The sequence below is a fragment of the Mesobacillus jeotgali genome (assembly GCF_900166585.1).
Classification (GTDB): Bacteria; Bacillota; Bacilli; order Bacillales; family Cytobacillaceae; genus Mesobacillus; species Mesobacillus jeotgali_A.
This window is the reverse complement of record NZ_FVZC01000008.1, coordinates 359,592-375,460: the sequence shown is the minus strand read 5'-3', so window position 1 is coordinate 375,460 and position 15,869 is coordinate 359,592. Positions and strand designations below refer to the sequence as shown.

At 41.2% G+C, this 15,869-nt stretch carries 11 protein-coding genes; 1 reads left to right on the top strand and 10 read right to left on the bottom strand.

What is annotated here, in order from left to right; translation table 11 throughout:
* Positions 1-221 precede the first annotated feature (221 nt).
* The 8 genes from B5X77_RS07060 to B5X77_RS07025 form a co-directional block, all read right to left on the bottom strand.
* Positions 222-1,154, bottom strand: coding sequence for an aldose epimerase family protein (locus B5X77_RS07060; RefSeq protein WP_079506542.1), 933 nt, complete (start codon positions 1,152-1,154; stop codon positions 222-224).
* The gene (gene galT, locus B5X77_RS07055; RefSeq protein WP_079506540.1) at positions 1,154-2,680 is read right to left on the bottom strand and encodes a UDP-glucose--hexose-1-phosphate uridylyltransferase; all 1,527 of its coding nucleotides are present in this window, start codon (positions 2,678-2,680) and stop codon (positions 1,154-1,156) included. The genes B5X77_RS07060 and galT overlap by 1 nt, the downstream gene beginning before the upstream one ends.
* Positions 2,681-2,707: 27 nt before the next feature.
* Entirely contained in the window at positions 2,708-3,691 is a 984-nt protein-coding gene (gene galE, locus B5X77_RS07050) for a UDP-glucose 4-epimerase GalE (RefSeq protein ID WP_079506538.1), read from the bottom strand.
* A 142-nt stretch (positions 3,692-3,833) separates the two neighbouring features.
* Positions 3,834-4,631 (bottom strand): hypothetical protein, encoded by a 798-nt coding sequence (locus B5X77_RS07045; protein WP_139378318.1) that lies wholly within the window; start codon positions 4,629-4,631, stop codon positions 3,834-3,836.
* A 573-nt stretch (positions 4,632-5,204) separates the two neighbouring features.
* Entirely contained in the window at positions 5,205-5,543 is a 339-nt protein-coding gene (locus tag B5X77_RS07040; protein WP_079506534.1) for a hypothetical protein, read from the bottom strand.
* A gap of 36 nt (positions 5,544-5,579) precedes the next feature.
* The gene (locus B5X77_RS07035) at positions 5,580-6,806 is read right to left on the bottom strand and encodes a hypothetical protein (protein WP_079506532.1); all 1,227 of its coding nucleotides are present in this window, start codon (positions 6,804-6,806) and stop codon (positions 5,580-5,582) included.
* A 265-nt stretch (positions 6,807-7,071) separates the two neighbouring features.
* Positions 7,072-8,562 (bottom strand): glycerol kinase GlpK, encoded by a 1,491-nt coding sequence (gene glpK / locus B5X77_RS07030; protein ID WP_079506528.1) that lies wholly within the window; start codon positions 8,560-8,562, stop codon positions 7,072-7,074.
* A gap of 1,022 nt (positions 8,563-9,584) precedes the next feature.
* Entirely contained in the window at positions 9,585-10,136 is a 552-nt protein-coding gene (locus B5X77_RS07025) for a competence protein ComK (RefSeq protein ID WP_176167253.1), read from the bottom strand.
* 664 nt (positions 10,137-10,800) lie between these two features.
* Here B5X77_RS07025 and B5X77_RS07020 point away from each other — a divergent pair.
* On the top strand, positions 10,801-11,292 hold the full coding sequence (locus B5X77_RS07020; protein ID WP_079506524.1) for a sigma-70 family RNA polymerase sigma factor: 492 nt from the start codon (positions 10,801-10,803) through the stop codon (positions 11,290-11,292).
* Positions 11,293-11,524: 232 nt separating this feature from the next.
* Here the strand turns inward: B5X77_RS07020 and B5X77_RS07015 are convergent, their stop codons facing one another.
* Both B5X77_RS07015 and B5X77_RS07010 read right to left on the bottom strand, forming a co-directional pair.
* The gene (locus B5X77_RS07015; RefSeq protein ID WP_079506522.1) at positions 11,525-11,794 is read right to left on the bottom strand and encodes an IDEAL domain-containing protein; all 270 of its coding nucleotides are present in this window, start codon (positions 11,792-11,794) and stop codon (positions 11,525-11,527) included.
* A 240-nt stretch (positions 11,795-12,034) separates the two neighbouring features.
* A complete protein-coding gene (locus tag B5X77_RS07010) occupies positions 12,035-15,646 on the bottom strand; it encodes an alpha/beta hydrolase-fold protein (RefSeq protein WP_079506520.1) in 3,612 nt (1,203 codons plus the stop codon).
* Positions 15,647-15,869: the final 223 nt, after the last annotated feature.

Sequence of the window (15,869 nt, the reverse complement as noted above, 5' to 3'; positions counted from 1 at the left end):
CTATCTTTTCAAAATACAGAAAGCGTTTACATACCTTAGTTAAGATTTTAGTAAAATATTAGTCTTTAGTCAAATGTTTTTTACTAAAATTTTTGTCGTATTTTAACTAGTTTTTGTCATCAGTCTATAAAAATACTATTTTTCATTAAAGTCTGGGAAAAAAAGGTGCTACCGTTTAGGCAACACCTCGATTTGTTACTAGTAAAATTCTGTATTGGAACTTAATCTAATCTCGTTACCTTCATTTCAAACCACCAGTTTGTTTCTCCGTTCGCTGGAATCTTTGAAACTTTCCTGATTTTATCAGCGGTATAAACGTCATCATAAATGCCTGTGCATGGTTCCAGTGCGAAGTTGTAATCACCTCTGTAGCCTCCCTGTGTTTTCCATAACCCCAGATATGGCACCTTTTCTTCGGGGAATCGGTATTCAAGCTGCGTGCCTAGATCCGGCTGGACCGCTGCACACCAGCCCTCGGGAAGCTTCGAAGTGAAGTAAAACTTTTCACAAGTTCTGTCTGTCGGCCCCTGTACCCTGGATAGATCCAGCTTTTCACCTGAATTCGACTGTGTCACTGGATATGGATGCCGAGTTCCCCATTCACCTAAATGGACAGTTTGATGTTCAACGGTCATGATTTCATTCAGTCCATCAGGTACCTTAATGAACGTTGCTTCGTTAAAATTTAAAAGGGAATGCGGCGTCCAGATAAAAGCAAAATCTTCATCGCTTAGGTTGATAGCCTTGTAGTTAAACTTCAGCGTGTCACCTTCAAGCCAGACTGTTTTTACGAGTTTGTAAGGAAATGTCGGGCTTTCCACTTCCATTCTCAGACCTTCTCCATCTGCTTCCACTTTCCACGGAAGTGTCCAAACCTCACCATGGTCCGGCACGACCTTCCCGTTTAAAGGGTGAAAGCAGCGGTCGATGCTGGGAAATACTTCATCAAAGCCGCTGGAATCATATTTTGAAAAATCTGCTCCGTATTCCGGTATCTCAAGAGTCTCATTTTTCGCCTGAAACAGCCATTCGTAGGAAGCTCTTTTATCATAAAAACTAGCCAGTTTCCCGCCGTAATCAGGCAAGAATGTGCATCGCAGCTTGTCGTTTTCAAGGATAATAGCTTCAATGCCCTTAAAAATCATTTTCTCCATTAAGAGTGAACCTCCCCAAGCGACTTCACAAAGCGCAGGAATGCAGCTTTACCTTGTTCGTTTCTCTTAAATACTCCAGCATCTTCAAGCACTCTTGCGAAGATCTTGCCAATCTCTTCTCTTAGAATTTGGTCATTATCATGAAGCTTCGGGTATTTCTCTAATATAGAAGAAGCCCAATCGGCATGCTTTTCGGTTAGTTCATCTGCTTTTATTTTTTCCAAAGGATCTTCTTCAAGCAGATAACCTGCCAGCAAAGACATTTCTTCTTTCAATCTGCCCGGCAGCACAGCTAATCCCATCACTTCAATCAGGCCGATATTTTCCTTTTTAATATGATGGACATCCTGATGGGGATGGAAAATTCCCAGCGGGTGTTGTTCATTTGTTCTATTATTCCTTAAAACGAGGTCAAGCTCGAATTTGCCATCTCTAAAACGGGCAATTGGGGTAATCGTATTATGGCGCTCTCCATTACTTTCAGCTAAGATGCCAACTTCTTCATCACTGTACAGCTTCCAGGATTCAAGTATTTTGCCCCCTGCCTCGGAAAGAGCATGACGGTCCTCACCTCTCAGCCTGATCACCGACATTGGCCAGCGGACGAGACCAGCTTCTACTCCAGGATATTCAGACAAGCTGAACATTTCCTCGAAAGGCGCATTGGCCATTGGGAAATCATGCTTTCCCGCCTGGAAATGGTCATGACTTAAGATTGAGCCGCCGACAATCGGCAAGTCTGCATTGGACCCGATAAAATAATGCGGAAATTGCTCGACAAAATGCAATAGCCTGTCAAAGCTGTCCTTTGATATCTTCATTGGACGATGCTCTTCAGACAGCAAAATTGAATGCTCATTGTAATATAAGTACGGTGAATATTGCAGATACCAGGTTTCACCATTCACGTCCACAGGAATAATCCGGTGGCTCTGGCGGGCAGGATGATTGATTCGTCCTGCGTAGCCTACATTCTCCTTGCAGAGAAGACATTTAGGATAATTGGAGCTTTGAAGATTCTTGGAAGCGGCTATGGCCGTTGGATCCTTTTCCGGTTTGGATAGATTGATGGTAATCTCCAGTTTGCCGTATTCTGTCTCGCTATACCATTGCTGGTTCTTGGCAATCCGGTCAGTCCGGATATACAAAGTATCCTTGGACAATTGGTAAAAATAATCTGTGGCCTGTTCGGGACCCTGATGGTTGTACCTGCCATAGAACTCCTTGATTACAGATGATGGCCTTGGAACGAGACAGTCCATGATTTTCGTATCAAGCAAATCGCGATAGGTCACGGAGCCCATCGGAATGATTTCTTGTTTTTCTGCCCAGTCAAGCATTGCACTAAGAATTTCAACAGGTGAATCCGCATCTTCAGACGGTGCCTCCGTTTCTTCCCATTCAGTCAGTCCTAAAACATCAAGGACCTGGTTGCGCGCAAAATCGATATCCCATTTTTCGATTAACTGTTTTTGCACACCGTATTGAAGCAGCCGCTCTATCTCTGTAAAAATATTGTTTGCCATGTCGTCACCTGTCCTTTTCAACGAAGTTTAATAGCCATCGGGATGCTTTTGGAACCAATTCCAGGCACTGTCAATCATTGTTTCGAGTGCTGCATGTTTCGGCTTCCAGCCAAGTTCATTCGCTGCTTTTTCAGAAGAAGCAACAAGCCTAGCAGGATCTCCCGCACGCCTAGGGGCTACTTCAGCAGGAATCGGCTTGCCGGTAACCTTGCGTGAAAGTTCTATCACATCTTTTACGGAGAAGCCATTGCCATTCCCGAGATTATAAACAGAGCTTGAACCGCCCTCACGCAGTCTTTTGATCGCGAGGATATGTGCATCCGCAAGGTCCGTCACATGGATATAATCACGAATGCAGGATCCATCCGGTGTATCGTAGTCGTCCCCAAAAATCATGATCTTTTCACGTTTGCCCAGTGCGACCTGCAACACGATTGGGATCAAGTGTGTCTCTGGCTGATGATCTTCCCCAAGCTTGCCATCAAGATCGGCACCGGCTACATTAAAATACCTGAGCACGACATGCTGGATTCCATACGCCTGCCCAGACCATTTAAGCATTTTTTCAATTGCCAGCTTCGTTTCCCCATAAGGATTGGTCGGGTTTGTCTCCAGGGTCTCAGGAATTGGCACAAGATCCGGCTCACCGTAAACTGCTGCAGTGGAAGAGAATACAATTTTCTTAACATCATGTTTTGACATCGCTTTCAAAAGTGAGATCGCTCCGCCGACATTGTTGTCATAGTACTTAAGCGGGTTTTCTACACTTTCGCCAACAAGAGAGTCTGCAGCAAAGTGAACGACCGCATCAATTTCGTTTTCAGTGAACACCTGATCCAGGAATGCAGGGTCCCTTAAATCTCCTTCGAAGAACTTTGCTTCATGTAACAAGGCTTCTTGATGGCCTTTTTGCAGATTATCTATAACTACAACTTCTTCCCCGCGCTTTAAAAGCTCTAATACAGTATGACTCCCAATATAACCGGCACCGCCAGTAACCAACACCGCCATGAAAATCCCTCCAAGTAAAAATATATTATATTTTACTAAAAATTTTACTACTTTTTTGTAAAATTATCTACCTTTGATCATACACAAAAATTTTACTGCTGACTGGATGACAAAAGGAGCCTGTCATCAGGCTCCCTTTCATTTATAAATCTGAAGCAATTTGTCCTAATCCATCAAGCATGTCTTCCCATACTTCATTGGAACGCAAGTTGATATGGATAGGTCTTTCTGATTCGTTTGTGTATTCAACGATCCAAATTCCTTTTAAAGACGGCAGAAAAAACACAATATTGGTGAGCATCGGATCAGCATCCAGGTCAGGAAGGTTAAACATCGAAATATTATTCAACGACCATTGTTTTAAATCTAGAGAATTTGTGAATTCATTGAAGGCTTTACTTTCTTCAGAAGACAAATATGTATAGGCTTCCAGTCCAGAAATATTACTTCTATTACTTAGCAAATCAAAATCATTCTCAGTCAATTGGAATGACATATCATCTGCAAAATCAATATCTTGAAACGAATAATATTCTTTTATATGAGATGCCAGTTCCTCCGATGTTATGTAGGCAAATTCATGGATGATATCCCGATCGATCAAGTGGGAAAGCCAAATTTCTTCGTCAATCTTATGGATCATTAAAATATGTTGTTCCGGTACGGAGGAGCAGCGAATCATCCATCGCGACCCCACATAGGACTTAATGAAGGTTTCCATTTCCTTGCTGATTGGAACTTCGTTATTCACTTCCCTTTCATAGTCCCATATTTGCTTGAGCATCAATTGATGAATTGTGGCCTGCATGACTGATTCCCACTTTTCAGGTGTTAAACCACCCATAGATGACTCAGCTATTCCCTTCCCTACTTCAGGATAACCGCAAAATGTCACTAATAATGCCAGTTCTTCCGTTGTACACGCCAAAAGTGGCTTCATGCCCTTCCACATCCTTCTTATATAAAATTGATTATGACCGAAAAGAATTCTACGCAAATCCTTTTTCATATACCTATCCAATGTATGCAACATCTTTTCATAGCGGTTTCCGACCGTTACAACCAGCAATAGAATTCGCTCGTGTGGAATACTTGTCGAAAAAAGCACTAACTACAGAAAAATCGAACGTAGAGTTGTGCTAACAATATTGAAAATGATGACTCCTATAATTCCAAAAAGAATTAAAAATAGCAACATAAGAATCTTTCTGAAAAACCAGTTAACCCTATATAATTTTTTATAGATGAACGGCCCTACACCTACTGTTGAGTTAACAGTGTATTAGTCGTTTTTCATAGGGTGTAGATGGTTTTTCATAGATTCCCCACTCATAATACTCAATCATGACTATGCCTAATATTAAAACAGCTAAAACGTAACCGCTTTGAGCGATGAACCAAATTGCGATTGCCTTCTCAATAAAAAATATAACTTCTTCGCCATTCACGCGCGTGATTTTCTACTTTATCTTGTAACTTGAACTATTTAGTTACATTGTTCCGTAACAGTACCTTAAAGGAATAATGAACGCAAAGAGATACTAACAATCTGGTAAATGACAATCCCAGCGATTCCGAACAAAATTAAAAAGAGCAACATAAGAATTTTTCTAAAAAACCAATTTACTTTGTATAATTTTTTGTATATAAACGGACCTACGCCTGCTGTAACTGTAAGCAAGGTATTAATGGTCTTTTCATAGAGTGTTGATGGATTTTCAAAAATTCCCCACTCATAATACTCAATCATGACTCTCCCCACCAATAGAACTGCCATCGCGTAACCGCTTTGGAAAAGGAACCAGATAACGATTGTCATTTCTATAAAATAAATTACTTCTTCAACAGTCATGTCAATCAAATTCCACCTTCATCTTATCTTTAAATATTATTTGAACCAGCTTGAAATAGACTTTTTCAATCCAGGGACTCTTGAGTTTACCCAATCACCAGCAAGTTTTCCTGCACGGCCACCAATATCCTTAATTTGGTCTCCGAATTTCACGCTAACCAAACCGCCTACAAATCCGCCCACTGCTACTCCCACAACAACACCAACTGGGCCACCCAAACTGCCAATCATAGCACCGGCTTTTGCTCCGGTTCCGATGGCTGCCATATCTAAGGAGAGGCCGCCGACTGCTCTTCCAAAACTTTCACCAATTCCTTTATGGCTATCACGGGAACTATTAAACTCAGCGAAACTGGCAGCGAATGTAATTCCTGTACTTACTACAGGAATCCCTCTCCCAACCTTAGCAAACCCTTTAGCTTCTGCTACGGTTTTTAACATACCTTTTGTCCCCATATCAATTCTCTCATGAATAGACTTCATCAAATGTTCAGCACGCATAAAGTTAGCGTTTTTCGGGAAACCAGCTACATGTTTTAGTATAGCTGATGGGTTATTGTAGGAAGATACGATTTTATGCATTTGCTTTGTGATTGGATTGTTGGGTGTCGACTTGGCAAAGTCATATAAAAATTTGGCTGTTTTCGAACTGTATTTGCCTTTGCTGGTCCATGATGCATCAGCCCCTACAGAAAACCTATATCCTCCTTTTAATTTCTGCCAGAGTGAAGGTTTTCCGTCCAAGTAATGGATACGCAGCTTCTTGCCAACAGCAAAAGCCGTTAACATGGATGTCAATTGTGAACCAATGAGAGCAGCATCCATGAATCCCATCTTTTCATTAACTAAACCAAAGTAACTTAGTATTTCATCAAAGGTGGAATTTTTCCTATCCACTTTTGACAATTGCTTTTTTATTGCGTCAGCCCCAGCCTTATGACCTGCACCAACACCAAATACTTTATTCCATGAAGAGATGAGCGAAACAGCCTTCTTGTTCACCCTGTTTTCGGCTAATGTATAGGACTCAACAGATTGGCTCACGAAAGAATTCAACTCACTCAATCTCTGTTCTAATTTCCCGAGAGAACTGCCTGCTCTTGCGAGGTTGGCACCAATCCCCCGACGAGAGGATATTCTTGCATCCAGGCTTCCTTTTACCATCGAAACGCCCTGCTGAAGCTGCGCTGCCTGTGCTGTGAGTCGCCTGACTTCAGGATTGAGCGTTTGGACAAAACCACCCTTAAATTTGATTGATTGCATACTTCTAGCAGCACCCCTTCATGTTAAATCCATTTAGAAAATTAAGGTAATTAACATTAATATCCTACATTATGGATACCCTCGTCAAATGATAGCCTCATCATCACCCCTATTCATATTAACCTTGAATAAATTGCACCTAAAAGAGCCATTAGTCTATATTTGAGTTCATGCCTTCGAAAAGTCGCACAACCGTTCCTCTAAAACAGAAAAAGACCAAAAGGCCATAAAAAGGCTAATTGGTCTCTTCCTTAATTGCAAATTTTTATTTAAACACCATCGCAGCATTAACGGCTTTTTTCCAGCCATTGTATAGCTGCTCACGTTTTTCTTCAGACATTTTCGATTCAAACTTCCGGTCAATCGCCCATTGCGAGGCAATTTCCTGCTGATCTGCCCAATAACCCACCGCAAGTCCAGCAAGATATGCTGCACCCAAAGCAGTTGTTTCATTAACGACCGGACGTTCGACTGGTACATCAAGAATATCACTCAGGAAATTCAGCAAGAAGTTATTTTTGACGGCACCGCCATCGACCCGGAGTGTTTTCAAATCCATATCGGCATCTGCCTCCATCGCAGCCAAAACATCTTTTGTCTGGTAGGCAAGCGACTCAAGGGTAGCACGGACGAAGTGCTCCTTGCTCGTACCACGGGTCAAGCCGAATACAGCCCCTCTTACATCGCTGTCCCAATAAGGAGTTCCAAGTCCAACGAAAGCTGGCACCACATAAACTCCGTCAGTCGACTCTACCTTTTCAGCATATGTCTCACTATCGCTTGCGTCCTTCAACATCCTCAGACCGTCGCGGAGCCACTGGAGTGCTGATCCAGCTACAAAAATGCTGCCTTCAAGTGCATATTCCACCTTGCCGTTCAGGCCCCAGGCAATGGTCGTCAATAAACCGTGTTCCGACTTCACCGCTTTTTCACCTGTATTCATCAACATGAAACAGCCTGTGCCATAAGTGTTTTTCCCCATGCCTTTCTCAAAGCATGCCTGCCCGAACAAGGCAGCCTGCTGGTCTCCTGCTGCCCCGGAGATTGGCACTTCCTGGCCAAAGAAATGGTGCGGTGCCGTTTTGGCATACATTTCAGAAGATGGCCTAACTTCCGGCAGCATAGCTGCTGGGACTCCGAGGATACTGAGAAGCTCTTCGTCCCAATTAAGGTCATGTATATTAAACATAAGCGTACGCGAGGCATTACTGTAGTCTGTCACATGTGCTTGCCCGCCTGATAGCTTCCAGATCAGCCATGTATCAATCGTACCGAACAGCAGCTTTCCTGCCTCCGCTTTTTCCCTGGCACCATCGACATGGTCTAGGATCCATTTCACTTTTGTCCCTGAAAAATAGGCATCAATTAAGAGACCGGTTTTTTCACGGACTAAGTCATTGTGGCCGGCTGCCTTCAACTCATCACAAATCTTGCTAGTCTGTCGCGACTGCCAGACAATCGCATGATACACAGGGACTCCGGTTTCTTTGTCCCAGACAACCGTTGTTTCCCTCTGGTTGGTGATTCCAATCCCGGCTATTTGCTCGGGCTTAACATTCGATTCCGAAAGAACACTTGCAATAACGGCCAAAATGGAACCCCAGATTTCATTAGCATTATGCTCAACCCAACCCGGCTTCGGAAAGATCTGCGTGAATTCTTTTTGCGCTGAATGGACTATCTCGCCCTTTTTGTTAAAAAGAATCGCCCTCGAACTTGTCGTCCCCTGGTCCAATGATAATATGAATTTTTCCATCCCTTTTTCCTCCCCTGTAATTGAAAAGCGCAAGCGCCTTGGTCAGCCCCGACAAGCGCTGCCCGCCTAAAAACGCCACGTCCTGTGGCTGGCGGGTATAGCACATCGTGTGCCTCGGAGTACCTGACAGTGAAGTCGTTTTTTTGACTTCATTGGCAGGACCGAAGTGTCCCGAGGGGCTAGGCGCTGGAGCTAGACACTAATCTAAGTGTTAAAAGTTGATACTATCTTATAAAGTGAAAAGAGGAGAATCCATACAGAAACTGCCCCGATAAAAGGATTTGTCTGTGTGATTCTCCCCGACTCCATCACGGTTATTAACTTACTTGCAGTATACCTTACACAGAAATCGCTTTCAATATTTTTGGTAAAAGTTGAAATTACCCGTCTTTTTTCAAGGGTAATAATGGATTGAATCCGGAAATTTAATGAACGTTTGATTAGTTTTTTTGCCAGAATGTTCCCTTAAAGAATTTACACACTTAAAATTTCTTTGGTATTTCTATATAAACGGCCCAATAACCAACATAAGCAAATTATAAAATATGATACTGCCAATTGTCATCGCTAAAACGGAACCGTTCATATTCAGTTTTTCTTTTCCACCAGGGTGCTTAAGAAGTCTCTTATAAAAGAACGGACCTGCTCCTATTGTAAACGCCATGATGAAATTAATGATTTTCTGGTATCTTGTTACGGGTTGTTAATATGTTCCCCCCCTCAGAGTATTCCATCATAGAATGACCCGCCACGAGGATTGTAAAGCTAAAAGCGATTTGAGAGATACACCACATCACAATAGCGGCGTCGAGATAATATATTATTTCCTCCAATTAAGTTCATCCTTCTGCTGTAAACCTTAAAATACTAAGTCCCTTTTTTTCTCGTAAAAAAGTTTCTTGCAATTAGTAAAATAAGGTAATTAATAAATAATATCCTATACATAAATTATAATAGTCAAATCAAACCACTGACAGTAAATAAAAAAACATCCACTCAAAAAAATGGATGTTTACATTGTATTACTTTCTTATTTGATACCTGTTTATCCCTTCTCCTTCACAAATCACCAGACCCTTTGCAGGTTCAACGTAGAAGGTTAGCACGCCCTTGGAATTTTTCAGCATTTCTTCGCGCAGGTCCTTTGCTTTTTGTTTTCGGTCATTGAAGGTAGATTGCTTTATATTAACTGTAAATGTGTGATTATAGCTTAAATATACTTCTGTTTTTCGTATCCCAATTGGTTTCGTTTTTTGTACATGTTCAAGGGAAAACCAGATGCAAAAATCATCATTGTAAGATTTAGTCGGAAATAGCCATATCCCCAGAGTACAATTAATTTTTATGGGGCACATTTTTATATCCCCCAATATTTCTCTCGCGCTTTTCCGGCCAGCATGAAAGTCAGACCCTAAACCGAGCAACGTCTTATTGATCACTTCAATAGGCCTCATATTGACAAGAAAGGTTTTCTCAGCTTCAATCACTCTGGTACAAAGCTTTCCGTATTCGTTATACTCTCCTGTCAGCAACACTGTTTCTTGATTAATCCTGTAATCATCCAATAGGCTCATCTTTAGCCCTCCTATGTATTGCATTCTTCGACAAAGAAGGTATACTAACAGAGTTGGCATACCCAACACACCTGTCCACAGGATGGTCCACCCGACTTATTCCTGGGGACTTATTTTATCCTTACACATCATAACCTCCTGTCTTGTTAACAGGGTCGTTTGTGTTAATATTCTTGGTGTTGGATAAAACCCCTATAGGTATAATTATATTTATAAAGGTATTAGAATGTAAATCTGTATTTTCATATGCTATCCCATCTAGTGCTTATGCAATATTGCTAAAAATTTATTTTATTAGTATAATATACTTTTCTGCGGACCTGTTTTTAGGTCCGTTTTTTTCTGTTTAATGACTCCTTTTGAGAGATTTCGCAACTTTACTCCTATCCCCATACCATTAACATCCCAGCAAAAAAATTTATCGGTGATTGTCTAAAAACTTTCACAATTCATTAAGTCCCCGCTAGCGCATTAGCACCTAATTATCACACACTTTAGAAAACTGGCCTTGAAAATTCATTTTTGAAGCATCTTTTTTGTGTTTTCTATCAATTTTCCCTGCCATAATTCAATTTTCGTGATTGGTTCATGATCCATATCCAGGAGTATGGTAAAGCTACCCGGGAATACATTGGAACGCGCGCGATCCCGAAAGGATTGCAAAATGGAAGACTTTGAACAATTGGCAAATCAATATGAGCCAATGATTCACAAAATTATCCGTTCTCTCCATATTTATAAAAATAAAGAAGACTACTTTCATATTGGTCTCGTTGGACTTTGGGAAGCAGCAGAAGCTTTCAATCCTCAAAAGGGCGAATTCACCAACTTTGCCTATTCATATGTAAAAGGGCAAATCTTAAATGAAATGAACCGAAATAACCGGTTTGAAGAACGGAGTATTCATCCTAAGGAGGAATATTGGGAGACGGTTGAAGAAACAAACGTGGAACAACCGCTTGAACTCGAGTTTCTGCTTAGCTATTGCCAGGATCTCACTGAAAAAGAAACAAAGTGGGTCATCTACACTTGCCTTGATTTTCTATCTATAAGGGAAATAGCTGAAAAAGAGCATGTATCTATATCAGCGGTAAAACAGTGGAGGAATGGGGCTAAAAAGAAGCTTAAGGATCAAATGGTTGAGATTGTTGATTAATAAAGATTAGTGTCCTGCTTAGAAAACATTTTATTGGCGATTTTCACAGCCTTATTGGCGAAATATCAAATTATATGAGCAAAATGAAAAAACCGGTCGTCTTTTTATGGTTAATAAATGAAGAAACAGCAATCGCTGGAGTAGGATAACTATCGTCAAAACAAAAGCCTGAAACCACAAATTTTCTTGGTTTCAGGCTTTTTATATAAACCATATATTAATCAATTTCACTTTACAAAGCATCCTTCCAGTTATCCGAAGTCAGTTCCATGAATCTCTCTTTATCCTTGTTTTCAAGAGCCAAATCAATTTCTTTTTCCCTTCTTTTCTTCAGGAACTCATTCTGTACCTTTTGGATAATTTTGTTTGCACCGTCGGTATATCTGGTTTTATCTCGTACGAGTATCAACTCAGTATTATCAGTATCATGAATGGCGTCCATGTACATATTCAAGTTCAGTTCTTGTTTAAAAGAGTTAGAATTCTTTTCATTGTTCATCATCCATCCCTGCTTTCTGTTTGGGTTTGTTTGTTAGTTACAATTTACCCAATTTTACAGAAAAATAACTTATCCGAACAAATTGTATCGCAATATGAGGAGACAACTTCTAATTCAGGAAAACATAAAACAGAGCAACCAGGTAAACACAGTAATCTTTTGATAGTTTCAAACTCATTTGTAAACCAACCATCCATCTTAAAAATAGATGGTTGGTTGGTTTACTCATTAATAGAACATTCTTTACTTTTTAAAATGTTCACTATGATGCTTAAATGACTTTACTATTGATCCCGTGTAGAATTCGCTGTTGTGGTTTCCGCTTCTGATTTCGAACTCGTGCGGTACATCTACTGATTTTAAGTAGTGATGCAGGTCAATAGCCGGGATGTCAAATTTATAGAAATCCTGGTCTCCACTATCAAAGTAGAACGATAATTCACGAAGCTTTGCTGGATCAGCAGCCTTTACAAGCTGAATTGGATTCTGACCTTCGACGACGCCGCTTAAAGCGCCCATATGGCTGGCGAAGGATGTAAACATATCCGTATTTTGCATGCCGATTACATAAGCTCCAAAACCGCCCATGGAAACGCCGGATATTCCGCGATGTTCCTTATCAGCAATAGTTCTGTAGGTTTGGTCAATATAAGGGACCAAATCCTTTGTGACCATATCCATCCACTGGCCGCCGTTTCCCTGGTTGACCCACCAGCTCATCCCGTCAGAATCAGGCATGACGACAATCATTTCATCTAGTTCGTTTCCGGCAATCGCCTGGTCAAGGATCTGGTCAACCTTATCCAGTTCGAACGCGGAGCTGTCACTTTGGAATTGATGCAGCAGATAAACAACTGGATACTGCTTATCGCTATTTTCATAGCCTTCAGGCAAATACACACGGGCTGTTTTTTCTTTTCCAAGACTTTGAGAATAGTAGCTGTCAACGAAGAATCTCTTCTGGTTTCCCGTCTCCAGAACGGCGCCATTTTCAACGGTAAAATAGTTAGCCAGGCTTTCATCCGATAAAGTCTCGGTAGATCCATCAGCATTTCTGGTTTTTACCACCAGGTTGCCCTCTAGCAGAATTTTCTCTCCGTCCATATATGCCTGGACAAGATTAGCTTCCGCAATTACCTCACCGTTAGCAAACCATTCCTGTATACGGCTGACAAGGTCCGCCTTTGTTTCCCCATCATGGAAATAATCCTCCGATATCGTTTCACTAAATCCTTCAATATCCTTTTTGTTCAAAGAAGCTATTTGTTTTGTAAAAAGGTCCTTAACTTGCTGCCCGACATCTGCAGCAGGCTTTTCATATGGAAGACCCTTGGCTTTCCGCAGGGATTTTTCGGAATAAATCCCAATTGGCCCGGAGTATAAACCTCCATCGCCGCTGTTATCAAAAATTTTAATCGCAATCTTATTTGTCTCACCAGGTTTTAAAACGGAATCAGCAATTTTATATTCTCTAAGCTCTGCCCAATGAGATTGCTTAAACTGCCCATTTTCCATTCCTGTGCGGCCCACTAATTGGCCGTTAATAAAGATTTCATCTGCATCATCAATCTTCCCGCCTAACAGCGTTAAACCACTTGCCGGGAATTCCTCTGGCAGTGTAAATTCCCTTACATACCATGCTGCACCGTTATAACTTTGGATCTCTTCATATCCTCCGAACCCGTTTTTCCACCATTCCAGTCCCGGCTGAACTACAGGCCATCCACTTATATCTGCTGAATTCCCATCTATCGGGTTATTCGCATCGTTATCAAGCTTGAACTTCCAATCACCAAGCAGGTCAAAATGCGCCTCGCCATCAGCATTGATGACTGGGCTGACCATAATCAGCGGCCTGCTGGAGATATCGATTGCTTTGCCAAGAAGGGAAAGTGATAGTTTTACTGTATAATTCTGCGATCCTTTTAATTGATCCGCCGGAATTGAAAACTCTCCATTATAATCTTTTGCCTCTACTCCGGGGAGATCTTTACTTTCTTTATAAACTCGCTTTCCTTCCGAATCCTGTACCCGCAGAGATATATTCATAGGAATATGGGCACTTTCCCCTGAATACAGCTCAATATCCTCACTGACTGATACTTCATATTGTGCCGTCACCTTGGTCTCATTACTGCTTACAGCTTGAGGGCTAACCTTCAAACCACCGCTGGCCAGTGATTTTGTAAAATGGCTGCTGTGCATCGCAAAGGATTTATCCATCGATGCTAAATAAAATTCACTGTTATGGCCGCCCGCACGTGTGCTGTACTGGTGCGGAATATTATATTTCCTAAAATATTTATGAATATCATTCGTTGAATTTGTCCTGGATGTTAAAGCATCCTCAGTACCGCCATCAAGATAGAAGGAGAACTGTTTCAGCTTTGTGATTGTGGCATTTGGTTCCGCCTCTTTTTCATTTAAACTCTTAATCAACTTAAGAGGATTCTGTCCTTCAAATTCGTAGCTCAATGCTCCCATATGGCTGGCAATCGACTGGAAAATTTCAGGATGGTTCAGGCCGATTACATAGGCGCCAAATCCACCCATCGATACTCCTGAAATACCGCGGAAATCTGGCTCATCAATCGTTCGGTACATGCTGTCGACATGAGGTACAAAATCCTTGGTGATCAAGTCTTCCCATGGCTCATTCTGCTTGTTGACATACCAGCTATTTCCGGAGGTATCAGGCATAACGACAATCATTTTCTGCATTTTGCCTTCTTCCATCCACTTATCGAGTTTTTGATTCAGCTGATCAACTTCATATTGCTGACTCGAGCTTCCGTACTGATGTAAAAGGTATACAACAGGATAATGTTCTTTGGACTGCAGATACCCGTCTGGCAGATAAACCCGGTAATCCATGTCCTTTTGGAACGATTTTGAGTAGTAAGAATCCTGATAGAATCTGCTTTGATTTCCAACTTCGTAAAACTTTCCATCTTTTTTAGTAAAAAAGCGTTCCTGTTTTTCATCAATGATTGTCACTGCCTGGTCATCTTTCATTCCAGATATCGTTCGATGAGTGGATAATATATACGTATTTCCATCTTTAAAAACTACTGCCCGGTCATCCTTTTGTTTAATCACATCATGTTGATCATACCAGCTAGTCACAAGCTTAAGCTGTCTCTCTTTGTCATATCCATCATGGAAATAGGTCTCTGAAAAAGTTTCAATATACGAGTCAAACTTCTTCGTTTCAAGGAAACGCTTTTGAGTCTTCACAAAGTTCAGCAGCTGCTTTGTTTCCTCTTTCCCAGCAAGTACGTTAGGAAGCCCTTTTTCTTCTCTCAGCGCAGTTTCACTGAAAATACCCAATGGGCCTTCATAGATCCCTCCGCCCCCGCCGGCATTATAAACCCTTACAGCTAACACATTTTCTTTTCCATACTTAAGGCTTGATGCATGAAGCTCGTACTCTCTGCTTTGCGACCAGAAGGATTGATTGAACTTCCCCTCCTTAAAACCAGTCGAAGCAAGAAGCTTGCCGTTCAGGTACACCTCATCGGCATCGTCTATTTTGCCAAGGGCAAGTGTCAATGCGTCCTTAGAAAAGTCTTTTGGAACGACGAACTTTGTACGGTACCAGGCAAAGGAATTCTCCGGGAAATCCGCACCGCTCAAAAAGCCTGTACCAGGTTTTAAGGAATTCCAATTCGAGTGATCATAATCAGGTTTAGAAAATTCCTCGACATTATCTCCGAGGGTAAATAACCAATCTCCCGACAAATCAAGCTTGCCATTTTCACCGGATTCACCATCAAATGCCACAACACTTGACGGAATCAATGAACATAGCAAAATAGCAACTGACAACCATGAAAAGAATTTCTTTTTATTCATAAATACCCTCCCCTGGATTTTAAAAAGCGCTACTAATTTCGTAAAATTTTACTAAATTATTTATGTAAAATTAGTTAATTTTAGTAAACGCTTACAAAACGGATTATAGCATGAATTATTTGAGTAGCGAAATAATTTCGACAAAATTAGAACTGATTTGGGTAGAAAATACTATTAGAAATCCAGTGAAGACTATGAAGCTTTGAGAGAACAGTCAGTAAAG